This window comes from Mesorhizobium sp. M0029, from assembly GCF_040323735.1.
Taxonomy (GTDB): Bacteria; Pseudomonadota; Alphaproteobacteria; order Rhizobiales; family Rhizobiaceae; genus Mesorhizobium.
Map to the genome: position 1 here is coordinate 241,098 of NZ_JAMYVF010000004.1, position 15,478 is coordinate 256,575.

Annotated in this window: 14 protein-coding genes and 1 tRNA gene; 6 read left to right on the top strand and 9 right to left on the bottom strand. The window is 63.6% G+C overall.

Annotated features, from left to right (window positions below):
- The first annotated feature begins 2 nt into the window (after nucleotides 1-2).
- The 3 genes from NKJ76_RS09305 to NKJ76_RS09315 are packed head-to-tail and all read left to right on the top strand — an operon-like array spanning nucleotide 3 to nucleotide 2,562.
- Nucleotides 3-887, top strand: a complete 885-nt coding sequence (locus NKJ76_RS09305; protein WP_050485757.1) for an ABC transporter permease subunit — start codon at nucleotides 3-5, stop codon at nucleotides 885-887.
- Entirely contained in the window at nucleotides 887-1,732 is an 846-nt protein-coding gene (locus tag NKJ76_RS09310) for an ABC transporter ATP-binding protein (protein WP_023682051.1), read from the top strand. The genes NKJ76_RS09305 and NKJ76_RS09310 overlap by 1 nt, the downstream gene beginning before the upstream one ends.
- Nucleotides 1,732-2,562 (top strand): dipeptide ABC transporter ATP-binding protein, encoded by an 831-nt coding sequence (locus NKJ76_RS09315; protein WP_023682050.1) that lies wholly within the window; start codon nucleotides 1,732-1,734, stop codon nucleotides 2,560-2,562. The genes NKJ76_RS09310 and NKJ76_RS09315 overlap by 1 nt, the downstream gene beginning before the upstream one ends.
- 124 nt (nucleotides 2,563-2,686) lie before the next feature.
- On the opposite strand, the gene NKJ76_RS09320 is transcribed toward NKJ76_RS09315, so the two are convergent.
- The 6 genes from NKJ76_RS09320 to NKJ76_RS09345 all read right to left on the bottom strand — a co-directional run bounded on the left by NKJ76_RS09320 (nucleotide 2,687) and on the right by NKJ76_RS09345 (nucleotide 8,570).
- Nucleotides 2,687-4,483 (bottom strand): ABC transporter ATP-binding protein, encoded by a 1,797-nt coding sequence (locus NKJ76_RS09320; RefSeq protein ID WP_027049321.1) that lies wholly within the window; start codon nucleotides 4,481-4,483, stop codon nucleotides 2,687-2,689.
- A complete protein-coding gene (locus NKJ76_RS09325; RefSeq protein WP_023732470.1) occupies nucleotides 4,483-5,529 on the bottom strand; it encodes a glycosyltransferase family 2 protein in 1,047 nt (348 codons plus the stop codon). The genes NKJ76_RS09320 and NKJ76_RS09325 overlap by 1 nt, the downstream gene beginning before the upstream one ends.
- On the bottom strand, nucleotides 5,526-6,638 hold the full coding sequence (locus NKJ76_RS09330) for a glycosyltransferase family 2 protein (protein WP_023682047.1): 1,113 nt from the start codon (nucleotides 6,636-6,638) through the stop codon (nucleotides 5,526-5,528). The genes NKJ76_RS09325 and NKJ76_RS09330 overlap by 4 nt, the downstream gene beginning before the upstream one ends.
- Nucleotides 6,635-7,816 carry an acyltransferase family protein gene (locus NKJ76_RS09335; RefSeq protein WP_023669499.1) on the bottom strand — a complete coding sequence of 394 codons (1,182 nt, stop codon included), beginning with the start codon at nucleotides 7,814-7,816 and terminating at the stop codon, nucleotides 6,635-6,637. The genes NKJ76_RS09330 and NKJ76_RS09335 overlap by 4 nt, the downstream gene beginning before the upstream one ends.
- Nucleotides 7,816-8,004 (bottom strand): hypothetical protein, encoded by a 189-nt coding sequence (locus tag NKJ76_RS09340; protein WP_023682045.1) that lies wholly within the window; start codon nucleotides 8,002-8,004, stop codon nucleotides 7,816-7,818. Before NKJ76_RS09340 ends, NKJ76_RS09335 begins: the two co-directional genes overlap by 1 nt.
- Before the next feature lie 490 nt (nucleotides 8,005-8,494).
- Nucleotides 8,495-8,570 (bottom strand) — tRNA-Thr (locus tag NKJ76_RS09345).
- Nucleotides 8,571-8,921: 351 nt separating this feature from the next.
- Here NKJ76_RS09345 and NKJ76_RS09350 point away from each other — a divergent pair.
- Complete coding sequence (locus tag NKJ76_RS09350; protein WP_352521637.1) at nucleotides 8,922-10,145, top strand: hypothetical protein; 1,224 nt, start codon at nucleotides 8,922-8,924, stop codon at nucleotides 10,143-10,145.
- 7 nt (nucleotides 10,146-10,152) lie between these two features.
- On the opposite strand, the gene NKJ76_RS09355 is transcribed toward NKJ76_RS09350, so the two are convergent.
- Both NKJ76_RS09355 and NKJ76_RS09360 read right to left on the bottom strand, forming a co-directional pair.
- Nucleotides 10,153-11,751, bottom strand: coding sequence for a cisplatin damage response ATP-dependent DNA ligase (locus NKJ76_RS09355; RefSeq protein WP_352521638.1), 1,599 nt, complete (start codon nucleotides 11,749-11,751; stop codon nucleotides 10,153-10,155).
- 244 nt (nucleotides 11,752-11,995) lie between these two features.
- A complete protein-coding gene (locus NKJ76_RS09360; RefSeq protein ID WP_023731394.1) occupies nucleotides 11,996-13,006 on the bottom strand; it encodes a ligase-associated DNA damage response exonuclease in 1,011 nt (336 codons plus the stop codon).
- Between the two features lie 105 nt (nucleotides 13,007-13,111).
- Here NKJ76_RS09360 and NKJ76_RS09365 point away from each other — a divergent pair, with 105 nt between their 5' ends.
- Together NKJ76_RS09365 and NKJ76_RS09370 are read left to right on the top strand one after the other, a co-directional pair.
- On the top strand, nucleotides 13,112-14,044 hold the full coding sequence (locus tag NKJ76_RS09365) for a class I SAM-dependent DNA methyltransferase (protein ID WP_352537279.1): 933 nt from the start codon (nucleotides 13,112-13,114) through the stop codon (nucleotides 14,042-14,044).
- Nucleotides 14,045-14,148: 104 nt separating this feature from the next.
- Nucleotides 14,149-14,505 (top strand): hypothetical protein, encoded by a 357-nt coding sequence (locus tag NKJ76_RS09370; RefSeq protein WP_023692609.1) that lies wholly within the window; start codon nucleotides 14,149-14,151, stop codon nucleotides 14,503-14,505.
- A gap of 12 nt (nucleotides 14,506-14,517) precedes the next feature.
- Here NKJ76_RS09370 and NKJ76_RS09375 read toward each other — a convergent pair whose 3' ends face one another.
- Nucleotides 14,518-15,459 carry a 2-hydroxyacid dehydrogenase gene (locus tag NKJ76_RS09375; RefSeq protein ID WP_023682039.1) on the bottom strand — a complete coding sequence of 314 codons (942 nt, stop codon included), beginning with the start codon at nucleotides 15,457-15,459 and terminating at the stop codon, nucleotides 14,518-14,520.
- Nucleotides 15,460-15,478: the final 19 nt, after the last annotated feature.

Consider the following 15,478-nt stretch of genomic DNA (forward strand, 5'->3'; position numbering starts at 1 on the left):
CGATGGCCGCCGGCAACCCTGACCGACTGACCGGCTTCAGGACTTTCTGGCACTATTTCTCGGTAAACCGCGGCGCCGTCATCGGCCTGTTCGTCTTCATCCTTTTGGTGCTGGCCGCGCTCTTTGCACCGCTGCTCGCGCCCTATGCGCCCGACATCCAGGACAAGACCGCTTTCCTGCGTCCGCCGGCCTGGCAGGCAGGCGGCAGCATGGAATATCTGCTTGGCACCGACGCGGTCGGCCGCGACATGCTCTCGCGCCTGCTCTATGGCGCGCGTTTCTCGCTGCTCATCGGCGCCGTCGTGGTCACGCTGGCGCTTGTCGGCGGCATCACGCTCGGCCTTTTGGCCGGCTATTTCCGGGGCTGGGTCGACGTGGCGATCATGCGGGTCATGGATCTGATCCTGTCCTTCCCGTCGCTGCTCTTGGCGCTGGTTCTGGTCACCATCCTCGGCCCCGGCCTGTTCAACGCCATGCTGGCCATCGCGCTTGTCCTGCAACCCCACTTTGCCCGTCTGGTGCGCGCTGCCGTCATGGCCGAAAAGAGCCGCGAATATGTGGTCGCCGCCAAGGTCGCCGGCGCCGGCCATATAAGGCTTATGCTGCGCACCATCCTGCCCAATTGCCTGGCGCCGCTGATCGTCCAGGGCACGCTGTCCTTCTCCAACGCCATCCTGGAGGCGGCCGCTCTCGGCTTTCTCGGCCTTGGCGCCCAGCCGCCGACACCGGAATGGGGAACCATGCTCGCCTCGGCGCGTGAATTCATCCTGCGCGCCTGGTGGGTGGTGACCTTCCCCGGTCTGGCCATCCTCATCACCGTGCTTGCCATCAACCTGATCGGCGACGGTCTGCGCGATGCGCTCGATCCGAAGCTGAGGAGGTCGTAATGGCGCTGCTCGACATCCGCAATCTCGTCGTCGAGTTCCAGACCGCATCCGGCCCGTTCCGCGCGGTCGATGGCGTCTCGCTCCATGTGAACGAACGTGAAGTGCTGGCCATCGTCGGCGAATCCGGCTCCGGCAAGTCGGTGTCGATGTTGGCTGTGATGGGGCTGTTGCCGTGGACGGCGACGGTCACTGCCGACGAGATGAGCTTCAACGGCCGCGATCTCCTGAAGATGAGCCCGGCCGACCGGCGAAAGATCGTCGGCAAGGACATGTCGATGATCTTCCAGGAGCCGATGGCCAGTCTCAATCCGTGCTTCACCGTCGGCTTTCAGATCGAGGAGGTGCTGCGCTTCCATATGGGCATGGACAAGGCCCAGCGTCGCGAGCGCGCCATCGAATTGCTGACGCAGGTCGGCATTGCCGAGCCGGCCGAACGGCTGAACTCGTTTCCGCACCAGATGTCGGGCGGCCAGTGCCAGCGCGTGATGATCGCCATCGCCATCGCCTGCAATCCGAAGCTTCTGATCGCCGACGAGCCGACCACCGCGCTCGACGTCACCATCCAGAAGCAGATCCTCGACCTGCTGGTCTCGCTGCAGGTCAAATACGGCATGGGCCTGATCATGATCACCCACAACATGGGCGTCGTCGCCGAGACCGCCGACCGCGTCATCGTCCAGTACAAGGGCCGCAAGATGGAAGAGGCCGACGTGCTGTCGCTGTTTGAATCGCCGAAGAGCAATTACACCCGCGCGCTTTTGTCGGCGCTGCCGGAAAATGCCGTCGGCGACCGGCTACCGACCGTCTCGGACATGCTGTTCGAACCGGCTGCCGGGGGCGTCTGATGAGCATCAAGGTCGTCGAAGGCAAGGACATCGTGCGCGACTATCACGTCGGCGGCGGCCTGTTTCGCGGCGCGCGCACCGTGCATGCGGTCAAGGGCGTCTCGTTCAGCGTCGACAAGGGCAAGACGCTGGCCATCGTCGGTGAATCGGGCTGCGGCAAGTCAACGCTGGCGCGCATCATCACGCTGATCGATCCGGCAACGTCGGGCGAACTGTTCATCGACGGCAACAAGGTCGACATCGCAAGGAACGGCCTGACCAGGGAGATGCGCCGCAAGGTGCAGATCGTCTTCCAGAACCCTTACGGATCGCTCAATCCGCGCCAAAAGATCGGAGATGTGCTGGGCGAGCCGCTGCTCATCAACACCGACAAGCCGGCCGAAGAGCGGCGCGACCTCGCCATGAGGATGCTGAAGAAAGTCGGCCTCGGAACCGAGCACTACAATCGCTATCCTCACATGTTCTCGGGCGGCCAGCGCCAGCGCATCGCCATTGCCCGCGCGCTGATGCTGAACCCGAGCCTGCTGGTGCTTGACGAACCGGTCTCCGCGCTCGATCTTTCGGTGCAGGCGCAGGTGCTCAACCTGCTCGCCGACCTGCAGGACGAATTCCAGCTGACCTATGTCTTCATCAGCCACGATCTGTCGGTCGTGCGCTACATCGCCGACGATGTGATGGTGATGTATTTCGGCGAAGCCGTCGAATACGGCTCGCGCGAGGAGGTCTTCGCCGACCCCAAGCACAACTACACCAGGACGCTGTTCGCCGCGACGCCGCGCGCCGACGTCGCCTCGATCAAGGCGCGGCTGGCGAAGAAGAAGGCCGCCTGACCTCCCACCGAGAATTGTTTTTGAACAATCGGAAATGCGTCGCGGCGGTGGTTTGCCGGCAGGATTGATCGCGATCTGCGAGCTGCCGGGCGCAAGCCGCGTCGCAGGTTGGGGTGCGCCCCCATCACTCACCCGCTCCGTGCTGGTAAAGCTCGTCCATGCTGAGCATTGCCAGGGTTGCGAAGGGGGCCTGTTTTTTCACCCGACCGCGGCTCAAGATCACCACGTCGTCGCAGAACGATATGGTGCTGTAATGATGACTGATGACAATGGTGGTGCGGCGGCCGGCCCGCGATTTCAGCGTCTCGACAATAGCGGCTTCTGACAACCCATCCACCGCACTGGTGGCTTCGTCGAGGATGAGAATATCGGGATCGCGCACCAGCGCCCGCGCCAGGGCGATCCTTTGCCTTTGTCCGGCTGACAGGTTGATGCCCCGGTATCCGACCAGCGTCGCGTAACCCTGCGGCAGGTGCTCGATGAATTGATGTGCCTCGGCCAGCCTTGCGGCGCGCATGGCGTCGCTGGCCGAGGCCGTGTCGTAGCCGTAGATAATGTTTTCAAAAATGGTGCCATCGACCAGTTCCAGCTCCTGACTGGCCAGGGCAATGTTCCGCCGCCACTGGCTTGGGTCGACTTCATCGAGCGGTGCCCCATCGACGAGGATCCTGCCGCTGTCGGGTTTGACGAAGCGGCACAGGAGATTGACGATCGTCGTCTTGCCGGCGCCCGAGCGGCCGATCAGCGCAGTCGAGCGGCCGCTGCGGATGTCGAACACCGCCTTATGCAGCACCGCCTCGCGCGCGTCGGGGCCTGACAGGGGACCGGAATAGGCGAAGCTCACATCATCGAAGCTGATCCCTTGGCGCAAGCCGTCGAACGGCAGGCTGCCCTGCGGCGCCTCGGGCTTGTCGGAAGGATCGAGCAGCCATTGTACCTCCTCCAGCGAGCCGCTCATGCCTTGCAACTGACTCCAGGACATCTGCAAGGCGCGCATATGCGGCTGCAGTCGGTAGAGCAGGATGAGGAAGGCGACGGTCAGCGGGAAGCTTACATTCGCCAGCCAGGCTCCGATCACCACCGCCAGGAACAGCATTGCGTGCAATACCTCGGTCAGTGGCGGCAAGACGCCCTGGCGGATTGAAAGCACGAAAGCCGCCCGCCGCACCCCGTCGGACGCTTTGGCGAAGACCGCCTTTTCGCGGTTCTCCTGCCCGAAGATGCGAATCAGGCGCCCGGCATGCACCAGATGCAGCATCTGCGACGCCAGTGCGCTGTTGCGCGAGACGACGCTGCGGCTCGGCGCCTTCAGATTGGACGACAAAACCCCGTGCGCCAGCTGGACAAGCGCCAGCCCTAGAGTCACCAGCAGCGTCATCTGCCAAGAGAGGAGCAGGAGGAAGGCGAGCAGGATGACGGCGGCCGAGGCACTGACGATCGCGCCGAGCAGGGCCTGGATAGCGTCGGATGCTCGCCAGGATTCGTTGGAGATGATGTTGAGCAGCCGCCCGGGGCTTTGCTGCAGGAAAAAGGGGTAGCCGACCCTGAGCAACTGCTCCGACAGTGCGCTACGGATCGAATAACCTGCCTTGCCGTAGATGTAGCTGGTCAGCAGAGTGTTGGCGAAGGCAAAGACATTTTTCAGTACGATCGAACCGAGGATCGCGGCCGAAATGGCGATCAGCCGCTGGCGCTCGCCGAGGTCCGCTCCAACCTGCTGGAGGAGGGCGGAGAAACCGGCCATGCCTGATGTTTCGCCACGTCCCATAATGATGCCGAGCAGCGGAATGATGAGACCGATGCCGAGGCCTTCCAGCGCGGCGCCTGCAAGCCCGAGCCCCACCACGACGGGAACGAGCCGCAACAGCCTGCCACCAAGCGCGCGGCGCAGCATTGGCAGGGCTGACGGAATCAGTGACATTATCGCGCTCTGGCCTCCGCATTGGCTTCGCTGGCTTCTCGGTCGTGGCGCAGCGGCAGCCGTTTTGGCCATCCCATCATGACGAGCAGCGCAAATCTGGCGGCACCTGCCAGATTCATAACGACAATAGGCCAGTGCGACAGATCGAGGTCGCGGTCAAAGCGAGGACGGCCCGCCAGTTCCCTGAACGCGGCCCGCGCGGACCAATAGACATGGCGAAGCAGCCAAGGGGCGTGGCGGACATGTTTCAGGCACAGCGCACCATTACCGAGGCTATAGTCGCGGTGCAGCCTGTCGATCGATTTGCGGTCTCGCCGGCCGTGATGATGCAAGACCGTCATGTCGGGCACATACTCGACCGGCATGCCGAGCAGCATCGCCCGCACGAGATAATCAGTATCTTCAGCCGAGCGTAGCGGGCCGCCAGCGCCGAAGCGTTCGTCGAACGACCCGATGCGGGCCGCGACGTCGCGGTGCATGGTCATGTTGCAGCCGAGCACGAAGCCGCCGGGGTGGACCGCCGGGGTCAGCCGCTCGCTTGCCTCGTAGAGCTTTATGGTGAAGGGCAGGTCCCGGGCATCACCGAGCTCGACCCGGCCGCCGCGGATCAGCCACTTCTCGCCACTCCGGTAGTGCCGCTCCAGGTCGCGGAGATAGTCGCGGTCGAGCTTGCAGTCATCGTCAACGAAGACCAGCACGCGTCCTCGCGCTCGCGCCAATCCGGCATTGCGGGCAGCGGCTAGTCCGGGGCGAGTCTCCGAGACGGCTGTGACTGGGATGTCGGAAGTTTCGGCGATAGCGGCCAGCCGCTTTGACGTGCCGTCCCGTGAACCATTATCGACCACCACCAACTCTGCCGCGAAGGTGGCGTGCACCCGGCATGCGGCCTGGATCGAGGCTATGCAAGCCTCCAGCACAGCGGCGCGGTCGCGCGTGCAGACGATGAAACTGACCTCGAGCGACGGCCGCTCCGATCGGGGAGATGTCGGGACAGGCGCACTCGCAAACTGGTGATCGCGCAGGAGCGGGTGGGGCCTGTCGGTCATACCAGTCCCCGCTGATAACGCGCAAGCACCGCTTCGGCCGGCGTGGTTTTGAAGAAGTACGCCACCGCGTCCGCCCGCTTTCCGGCCCTTATCGAGAGCAGGCTGAGCCAAGGCGCCCAGACGCCGGGACGCAGCGCATATTGTTCGCGGCGCCGGATGAAATTCCATCTCGCCGTCCGCGTGAGCAATTCGTGGGTCAGCGGCGGTTCTCCTTCGTCGCCGACGAGTTGGTAGAGGAAATAGAACAGGTTCAGAGCGCCTGCCTCGAAGCTTGGCCGTGTGTCGGTCGGCAGCTCGGAAATCCGCTCTTCGAGCGCACGGATGAAATCGGCTGCGCGCGAAACCGTGTCGAAGGAGACGGCCTCGCCGATGTCGCGCAGATCCGCTGTGGTTTCCGCAAGCCCCTCACGCTCGAGATTTTCGGCCACGATCCGCAAATGCGTCCTGCGCATTTCCTTGGCATGCCGCATGGTCACGCTTCCCGCGTGGATGCGATAGACGAGCAGGCTATCGGGCAATATGGTCGCCGGGAAACGGCCGGCAAGCCGTCTGAAGAGATCGAAATCCTCGGCATGCCTATATTTTGGATCGTAATAGAGATCGTTGTTCCCAATAACCTTCCTGTTATAGATCACCGTCGGATGTAAGAATATCGTAAAGAACATCGACAATATGTCGAGCCGGCCGAGCCGGAACACCGGGTCTAGCCTGCCTTTGGCGATACGGCCGTGAAGCAAGGTATCGACGCAGGCGCCGCAGAAGCCGAGATCGGGCCGCCGCTCGAACAGTGCGACCTGGCGCGAGAGGCGCCGGGGATAGGCGACATCGTCCGCATCCATTCGCGCAACAAGCTCGCCCTGGGCCAGTCGTAGCCCTTCATTGAGGGTGGCGACGAGGCCGCGGTTCTCACGCGAGATGACAGAAACGCGATTGTCTGCCCGGCGGTATCGTTCGAGAATCTCGAGCGAGTTGTCAGTCGATCCGTCATCGATAGCGATGACCTCCAGGCGATCGTAGTCTTGCCGCAGAATGCTCTCCAGCGCAGCGGTGAGATAAGGCCCGGCATTGTAGACCGGCAGCAGGACGGAGACGAGCGGCGCGGTGGTCATCTCTGCGCATCCGTTCGCCGGAGTTCGAGTGCGGCGCGGCCATCGGGGGATCCGCCGGGATAGGCGTCCGCCGCCCTGCCGAGCCAGCCGGCATCGCCAGAGCGTGCCTGGGAGCGGCGGCGCGCTACATAGGGGAAGCGGCGCTTGAGGCCGTTGAGCGGCTTTTCGAAAGCCGTCCACGAGATCGAAGCGACGGCGATCGTGGCGGCGCTCGCGACCAGGAAACGCCCTGGCCCCTGCTCCGAGACATTGAGCGGGATCCAGGGCTGTGACTTGACGGCGAGCGACAGAAGGATCGGATGGTAAAGATAGACGCCGTAGCTGATGCGGCCCAGTGACAGCAGCGGTGGCAGTTCGAAAACCCTGCCGAGGACGCCGCCAAGGCCGGCTGAACAGGCGGCGACAACGGCCACCAGCGGCACTAGGGGCAGGATCTGCAGTAACGCCCAGCGGGCCCATTCCAGCATAGGATCGGCCGGCGCAGGGATAAGCCACTCAATCGCCAGGAAGACAGCCGCAAGGGCTGGCCAGCCTAGCCGCATCCATTGCGGCAGGCCGGCGCCTCTGGTCCGCCGGCAGGCAAGCAAAGCACCAAACGCCAGCGCGTCCATCGATGCTGGCGGCAGCAGGTCGCGCGCTAGCGCCGGGGTGGCGGTGATCGGCCAGTAGAAGCGATAGGCCAGCGACAACAGGATGACGCCGATAGTGATCGCTTCCACCCGCCGGCGGGGTGCGAGAAGCACGACCAGCGGCCAGGCGATATAGAACTGCTCCTCGATGCTCAGGCTCCAGAAATGGCAGAGTAGCCAGGGCGTCCATTCGTTGCGCAGCGCGTACCAAAAATTCGACAGGTAAAGCGCATGCCAGACGAGCGATCCACTGGACTGCTCCAGATCGGTCAGCCAGACGAACCCAAGCACGGCGAAATAGGGCGGGAATATGCGCAGCGCGCGCCTGATGTAGAAGGAACTCAATGCAGGGCCGGCTTTGAATTCGGCCGCGGCGCGCGCTTCGAGCAGCAGTCGTGTGATCAGGAAGCCGCTCAGCACAAAAAAAAGCCGCACCCCGATGTGGCCCCAAAAGGAGGACCCGTTGGGTGCAAGGAAATGGGAATAGAGAACCATCGTGACAGCGATGGCGCGCAGAGCGTCCAACTGATTGTCACGCGCGACCGCCATCAGCCATTTCCGCCGGTCTGAAATCTCCGATGAAGCCAGCGGCCCTGCATTCCGGGCCTCAGGTCGAGGCCTGCCAGCGTCGAGAGTGCGCCGACAACATCAAACCCGCGCCTTGTGCGCGGGGCAGCCTCGAAATCGGTGCTGGCCAGCGAAAAATTCAAGCTGATCAACTTGGCGGAATCCTCCACGGCGCACTTCCCAGTACCAATCCCCCAAGAAATGGTGCAACCGGGCAATGGTGCAGTGCAACACAAAATATCTATCGAGCTGTAATATTTGTGTGAGTTAGTGCTAAAAATGGGTATGATTTGCGAGTGCGTTGCGTCGCTGAGGGTTTTTCACGTCCGCAATGCTGCATGAGCAGTAGTACCATGTCAGAAAGGCACGGTTTAATTACACAACTATAATCCGGAGTGTCTGATATAGGTCAAAATTGACGAAGATTATTCTAAGATAGTGGTTTTGTATCTTATAAATTATGCTTGTATTGTCGGGTTCTCTAGGCTGTCGATCTTGCGCGATGCAGCATAGTCGATGGTCAAGCGTCTGACGACGCAATCCTGTGGCGGCGGCCATATGGCGCATGTCGACGAGGCAGACAGGAAGTGCCGGTGTTGGCGTAGGGAGTGACGTGCATTAGCCTTGCACCTGCCGTCACGCTTGCGTCGGATGGAGAACTGGTGCCGCTTAGGTGACTCGAACACCTGACCCCATCATTACGAATGATGTGCTCTACCAACTGAGCTAAAGCGGCCCAGGAAGCGCGAAGCCTCCAGGATCGGCTGGGTGATAGACTCAACCGGCCGCTAATTCAAGATGGGCAACCGTGATTTCAAGGCTGGATCCGGCAATTCGTCCCGTCATTTTCCATTGGCGCGGAATAAGCCATCGCCTCGTTTGCTTTTTCGATTACGCGGAGACGTCGCGCCGGACTGCGCGCAAATCGCCCGGCAAGGCGGCAAACGGACTGATTTTATTGCTAAAAGGCATCGAAATGAGCGTTGAACAGGCCTGTAAGGCAGAATGCGGGCGCTCGCCCGTTGATTGATTGGTCGCCTGCGGCTAACGATCATGGCAATGTAAGCGAACGGACAGGGGAATTCGCTTGGACGCGATCGAAAAAGCGATCCGCAACGCCTTCGAGAAAGGCAACGCCGAGGACCGGGCATTTCGCGAGCGGGTCTATCGGTCGGCTTTCGCGGCGCTCGACCGCGTGCTCCAGGCCAATCCCGGCGTGACGGTGGAAGCCGCCATCAAGCGCCGTAAGGCGGTGCAGGAAAAGATCGCCGAGATCGAATCCGAATTCCTGCCCGCGGTCCCCGATGTCGCCGCGCCGACGCAGAGCGCTGCGCAGACACAAGATACCGCGCTGACGCAACGCGTTGCGCAGCCGCAAGACGCCGTACAGGGCGCCGCCGAAGCGCCCGCGGTCGATGCCCCGACAGGTGTCGCGGCCGGACCGTCGCCGGCGATCGTCGTTGATGAACCGGTTCAGCCCGAGGCATCCGACGCGCCGCGTTCGCGCGTGCTGCCGGTCGTCCCCGACATCATGCCTGACGCCACGCTGCCCGGCGCCCCGGCGATCGATATGGCCGATTCCGAGCCGGCCGAGGCCGCGGCGGAAGTGGCGCCTGATCGCGATGAAAGGCGGATAAGGGGCCGCCGCCTGCCGCTGACGGCGATCTTCTTTGGCGTGACGTTGCTCGCCGCCGCCGGCATCGGCCTCTATTTCGCCGTGCAGACCGGGGTCTTCAAGACGCCGGCGCAGCTCGACACGGCGCCGCCCGAAGCGCCGCCGACCGTCGACGATGACGACTTCACGCCGCCTGCCGATACAACTGAGCCGCAGCAGCCTGGCGCGCCGCAGCAGCCTGGTGTCGCCGAACAGACGCGCGACTGGATCAACGTGTTTACACCCACCGATCCAACGCATGTGGCGACCCCGTCCGACGCCAAGGCCGATGTCGTGCAGGACGACACCGGCTCCTTCCTGCGCATCCGCTCCGGTGCTTCCGGCTCGGCCATCAGCTTCGATGTCGGGCAGGGCGTGCTGGAGAAGCTTGCCGGCAAACATGCCGTGTTCGACATCGTCGCCCGCGCCGAGGACGGCAAGGACACGCAGATCTCCGTCGACTGCAATTTCGGCGATCTCGGCGACTGCGGCCGCAAGCGCTATGCGGTCGGCCAGCAGCGTAACGAATATCTGTTCGACGTGAAATTCCCCGACAAGCCCCCGGGCGCGGCCGGCAGCATCGCCATCAACTCCGACTTCGACAAGCAGGGCAAGGCGGTCGACATCTACGAGATCCGCGTTTCGATCGAACCGTAAGCGCCGCCTAGCGATCAAGCAGCGCCTGCAGCGTCTCGATGCGGTCGGCTTCGGCGGTCGGCTTGTCCCAGCGCAGCCGTGAGATGCGGGGAAATCGCATCGCAACGCCGGATTTGTGGCGGGTCGAACGGTTGAGACCTTCGAACGCCACCTCCAGCACCAGGCCTTGGCTGCGGTCGGCGCGCACCGAGCGCACCGGGCCGAAACGCTCGACCGTATTGTCGCGGACAAATTTGTCGATCTGCTTCAACTCCTCGTCGGTGAAGCCGAAATAGGCCTTGCCGACCGGCACCAATTCCTCCGCGCCTTCCGGCCCCGACCAGACGCCGAACGTATAGTCGGAATAAAAGCTCGACCGCTTGCCATGGCCGCGCTGCGCATACATCAGCACAGCATCGACCGTGTGCGGATCGCGCTTCCACTTGAACCACGGGCCTTTCGGCCGTCCCGCGAGATAGGGCGAATCCCAGCGCTTCAGCATCACGCCTTCGATGATTGGGTGCGGCGGCGCGCGGCGCAGTTCCTCCAGCGTTTGCCAATCCCGGAATTCGACGAATGGCGACAGATCGAAACGGTGCGGGTCCAGCGTTGTGATGAAGGCCTCAAGACGGGCCCGCCGCTCGCGGAAAGGTAGCGCGCGCAAATCTTCGCGGTTGATCTGCAGCGCATCGTAGCAGCGCATGAAGGCCGGGTATTGCTGCTGTATCTTCGGGGCCACGCTCTTGCGATTGAGCCGCTGTTGCAGGTCCGAAAACGTGCCGGTCGCCGCGGGCTCGCCGACCAGCAGTTCGCCGTCGAGCGCGGCGGAAAAATCCATTGCCTGGGCGAGATCGGGGAATGCGCCGGACACATCGTCGCCGGTGCGCGAATAGAGCCGGCGCACGCCGCCCTCGCACACCGCCTGAACGCGGATGCCGTCCCATTTCCATTCCGCGGCATAGGCGGCCGGATCGAGCTTTTCGAGGTCGCCGTCGCCGACCGGGTTCGACAGCATCACCGGACTGAACAGGGCAAGTGCGGTCCGCTTCGGCTTCTCGGCCTTGCCTTCCAGCCACGCGAACAGCGAGATATAGGGCGGCGTCAGCCCGTGCCACAGCTCCTCGATCTCGGCGACATCGACCTTGCCGAAATCGGCCAGCGCCTGTTTGGCCAGCCGCGCCGAAACGCCGATGCGCAAGCCGCCGGTGACCAGCTTGATGATGGCAAAGCGCGCCGAAATGCCGGCGCTGTCGAGCAGCCCGGCCAGCACCTTGGGTCCGTCCGAGCGGCTCGCCGCCTGCAGCTTCGTCACGACGTCGCCAAGCGTCGGCTCCCGGTTGGGGATATGTCCCGGCGTTTGCGGCCAGACCAGCGACACGGTTTCAGCGAGGTCGCCGACATAGTCGTAGGAATAGCCGAACAGCACCGGATCCATGCGCTCGGTGACCAGCGTGCGCAGCATCGCCGGCTTGACCGCCGCAATGTTGAGGTCGCCGGTGATCGCCGCCAGCGCCAGCCCGCGGTCGGGGTCCTCGACGCTGCGGAAATAGTCGACGAGCAGCGTCAGCTTGCCATTGCGCGACGGCGTCAGCACCAAGCGGTCGAGGAGTTCGGCAAAGCGGTTCATGGATGCAAGGACCGCGTTGACGGCAGAGGTTTGCGTTCTGGCACACCCCCCTCTGTCCTGCTGGACATCTCCCCCGCAAGGGGGGAGATTGGCAGCCTTGATCTTGCCGCCCATCTTGCGAGGTTGGCGATTGGCGAAAGCGGAGGTGACATCTGATCTCCCCCCTTGCGGGGGAGATGGCCGGCAGGCCAGAGGGGGGTGGGAAGGATCGCCGCGCCGGCGATTTCTGGATCAAAAATCACCATCAATCGCCCTCGTCCTCATATCCCACCAGGTGCAGTGGCCTGGCGGCGATGCCTTCCAGCTCGCACCAGCGCACCAGCGCTTCCTCACGGCCATGCGTCACCCAGATTTCGCCGGCGCCCGTCTCCTTGACGGTGGCGGTCAGTTCGTCCCAGTCGGCGTGGTCGGAAATGATCAGCGGCAGTTCGACGCCGCCTTGCTTGGCACGCTGGCGGATGCGCATCCAGCCCGAGGCGAAGCATGAGATCGGGTCGGGAAAGCGCCGCGCCCAGCGGTCGGCGAAGGCCGATGGAGGGCCGACAACGATGGCCCCGGTGAAATCCTGCTTGCCGCCGCTGTCGACGGTTGCCGGCTCCAGCGTGCCGAGGTCGATGCCCTGGCTCTGGTAATATTCGCTGAGCTTGGCCAGCGCGCCGTGGATATAGATCGGTCTGTCATAACCGGCATCGCGCAGCAGCCGCATCACCCGCTGTGCCTTGCCCAGCGCATAGGCGCCGACCAGATGCGATCGCTCGGGAAACTGCGCCGCCGATTTGAGCAGCCGGGCGATCTCCTCCGTGTCGGGCGGATGGTGAAACACCGGCAGGCCGAAGGTCGCCTCGGTGATGAACACATCGCATTGGACCGGTTCGAACGGTGCGCAGGTCGCGTCCTTCTGGCGCTTGTAGTCGCCGGAGGCGACGATGCGCCTGCCCTTGTGCTCGACCGCGATCTGCGCCGAGCCCAGCACATGGCCGGCCGGATGGAAGGTGACGCTGACATCGTTCAGCGCCATCGCTTCGCCAAGCACGGCCGCTTGCGTTGTCCCGGCAAAATCCTCGCCATAACGCAACCCCATAATGTCGAGCGTCTGCTGCGTCGCCAGCACCGAACGATGGCCGGATCGGGCATGGTCGGAATGGCCATGCGTGATCAACGCCCGGTTGACTGGCCGCACCGGGTCGATGAAGAAATCGCCGCATGGGCAATAAAGGCCTTCAGGCCGGGGATGGAGCAGGTCGCTGGCGCGCATCCAGTCAAGATAGTGGCTAATTCCAGCGCGGGAAGCCTGTTGCAAGAGACTGCTGACTCGGCCTACAGCCAGCCACCGGCCGCATCAGCCGGCGGGGCCATCGCCATGCAACCGCTGAAAATCTCGTCCGGCGACCTGACCGCCGACCGTCGCGCCGACTATGCCGAGATGCTTTTCGGCTCGGGCGAGCACGCGGCAGCGGCGGAGCTGCTGCTCGGCGCGCTGGAACTGGCGCCGCAATGGGCGGCGGGCTGGTTCCGTCTTGGCGAGATGCAGGAGACGGCCGAGCGGCTCGACGTGGCGGCTCAAGCATGGGCGACGGCGCTGAAACTCGACCCGGCGGATCGCCTTGGCGCTGCGCTGAAGCTGCAACTCATCGGCAAGGCGCCGGCTGCCGCGGCGCCACCCAGCGCCTTCGTCGAAACGCTGTTCGACCACTATGCCGAAACTTTCGAAGATTCGCTGGTCGGCAAGCTCGGCTACCGGCTGCCGGAGTTTCTCGATCGCGCCATTCGAGCGGCAAGGGCGGGCCGCTTTTCGCTGGCGCTCGACCTTGGTTGCGGCACCGGTCTGATGGGCGAGAAACTGCGGCCGGTCGCCGAACGGCTGGAGGGCTACGACATCTCCGCCGCCATGCTGAAAAAGGCCCGCGCCAAAGGCGTCTACGATCTGCTCGCCAAGGCCGATCTGCAGGATTTCGCCTATGCCGGACCGAAAGCCGATCTGGTGGTGGCGGCCGACGTGTTCATCTATGTCGGCGCGCTCGATCGCGTGGTGAAGACCGTAGCCGGCATTCTGGCCACCAATGGCCTGTTTGCCTTTTCCGTCGAAACGCCAGCCAAGGGCGGGGCGGGCGGCGACGCCGGTTTTGCGCTGCAGCCGTCTCGTCGCTACGCCCATTCTCAAGCCTATGTCGAGCGGGTGCTTGCCGCAAACGGCCTGTCGGTGCTGTCGATGCAGCCGACCGTCATCCGCTGGGATCGCCGCCAGCCGGTCGGCGGGCTTGCCGCGCTGGCGGTGCCCTCGTCCAAGGGTTGATGTCTCGTCTTGTTCGAAAACGTGAATAGGATTTTTGCGGCTGGCGCGGCATCAGGTAGGATACAAGCCGAGAAAAGCCCTCGGCAGGCATTGAGGAGGAACACATGCGCTGGAACATGATGGTCTTGGCGTCCTGCCTAGCGATGGCCGGCTGCAGCAGCTCGATGTCGGAGCGGCAGGACCAGGACGTACAATCGTCGCTGCAATATGACAATGTGCCTTGCGACCAGTTGCTGGCGCAGCGCAACGAACTGGCGCAGCAATACCATCTGTCGACGGACGCCAAGCCGAGCTTCTCCAATCCGGCGATGGGCTTCGGCCCGTTCACGCCGGATATGCGCTCCAAAAGCAAGCGCGACACCGACCTGGCAAGCGGCCAGATCGATGCCATGAACCGCTCGATCGTCCGCCGCGACTGCGGCACGCCCAACAAGCAGAAGAAGTTCAGTCTGCCGAGCTGAACCTGGACTTCCTCAGTACCCCGCCTTGCGGTCGACCACGTTATCAAGCTTTTCGCCGCGCTCGAAGGCATCCATCTGCCGCAACATGCTCGGCGCCAGGTGGACAGGGTCGGAGGTCGCCGCCGCGTGCGGCGTCACGAACACTTTCGGGTGACTCCATAGCGGACTGGTCTTCGGCAGCGGCTCGACCTCGAACACGTCGAGGCTCGCCTCCTTCAGCGTGCCGTCGCCCAGCGCGCGCAATATGTCGGCGTCCTTCTGCAGCCGGCCGCGCCCGGCATTGATCAGCACCGAGCCGCCGAGGCCGTTGCGCTTGCGCAATTCCTTCAGCACGCCGTAATTGATGATGCCGTGCGTATCCGGCGTCAGCGGCAGCAGCACCACCAGTATGTCGGTGGCGTTGAGGAAGGGGATCAGCCCGGCCTCTCCGGCATAGGTCGCAACGCCTTTCATGGCCTTGTCGCTGCGCGACCAGCCGTTGACGGCAAAGCCGAGCGACAACAGCACCGACGCCGCGGCGCGGCCGAGATTGCCGAGCCCCATAATGCCGACCGAGATGTCGCCGGCCGGCCGCTGCGGCGGTTCGTGCCAGGTCTTCTTCGGCTGCTGGGCACGATAGAGCATGCCCTGGCGATGATGGTCGAGCACCCGCCAGACGACATATTCGGTCATGTATTGGGTGAGGTTGTCGGCTACGACTTTGACGATCGGCACATCGGGCAGGCCGGGATCGGCGAAGATATGGTCGACGCCGGCGCCGATCGAGAAGATTGCGCGTAGATTCGGCAGCGATTTCAAGAGGTTCGGCTTCTGCTTCCACACCACCGCATAGGTGATCGACGGGTCAGAGGCACCGTCCGGCTCCAGCACCACTTCGCGCTCGGCCGACAGCAGCTCGCGCCAGCGCTGCGGATGAAAGCCGGTGACGGCAAGCAGGATTTTGCCTTTTTCCATTTGCGGATTGTATTCCCTG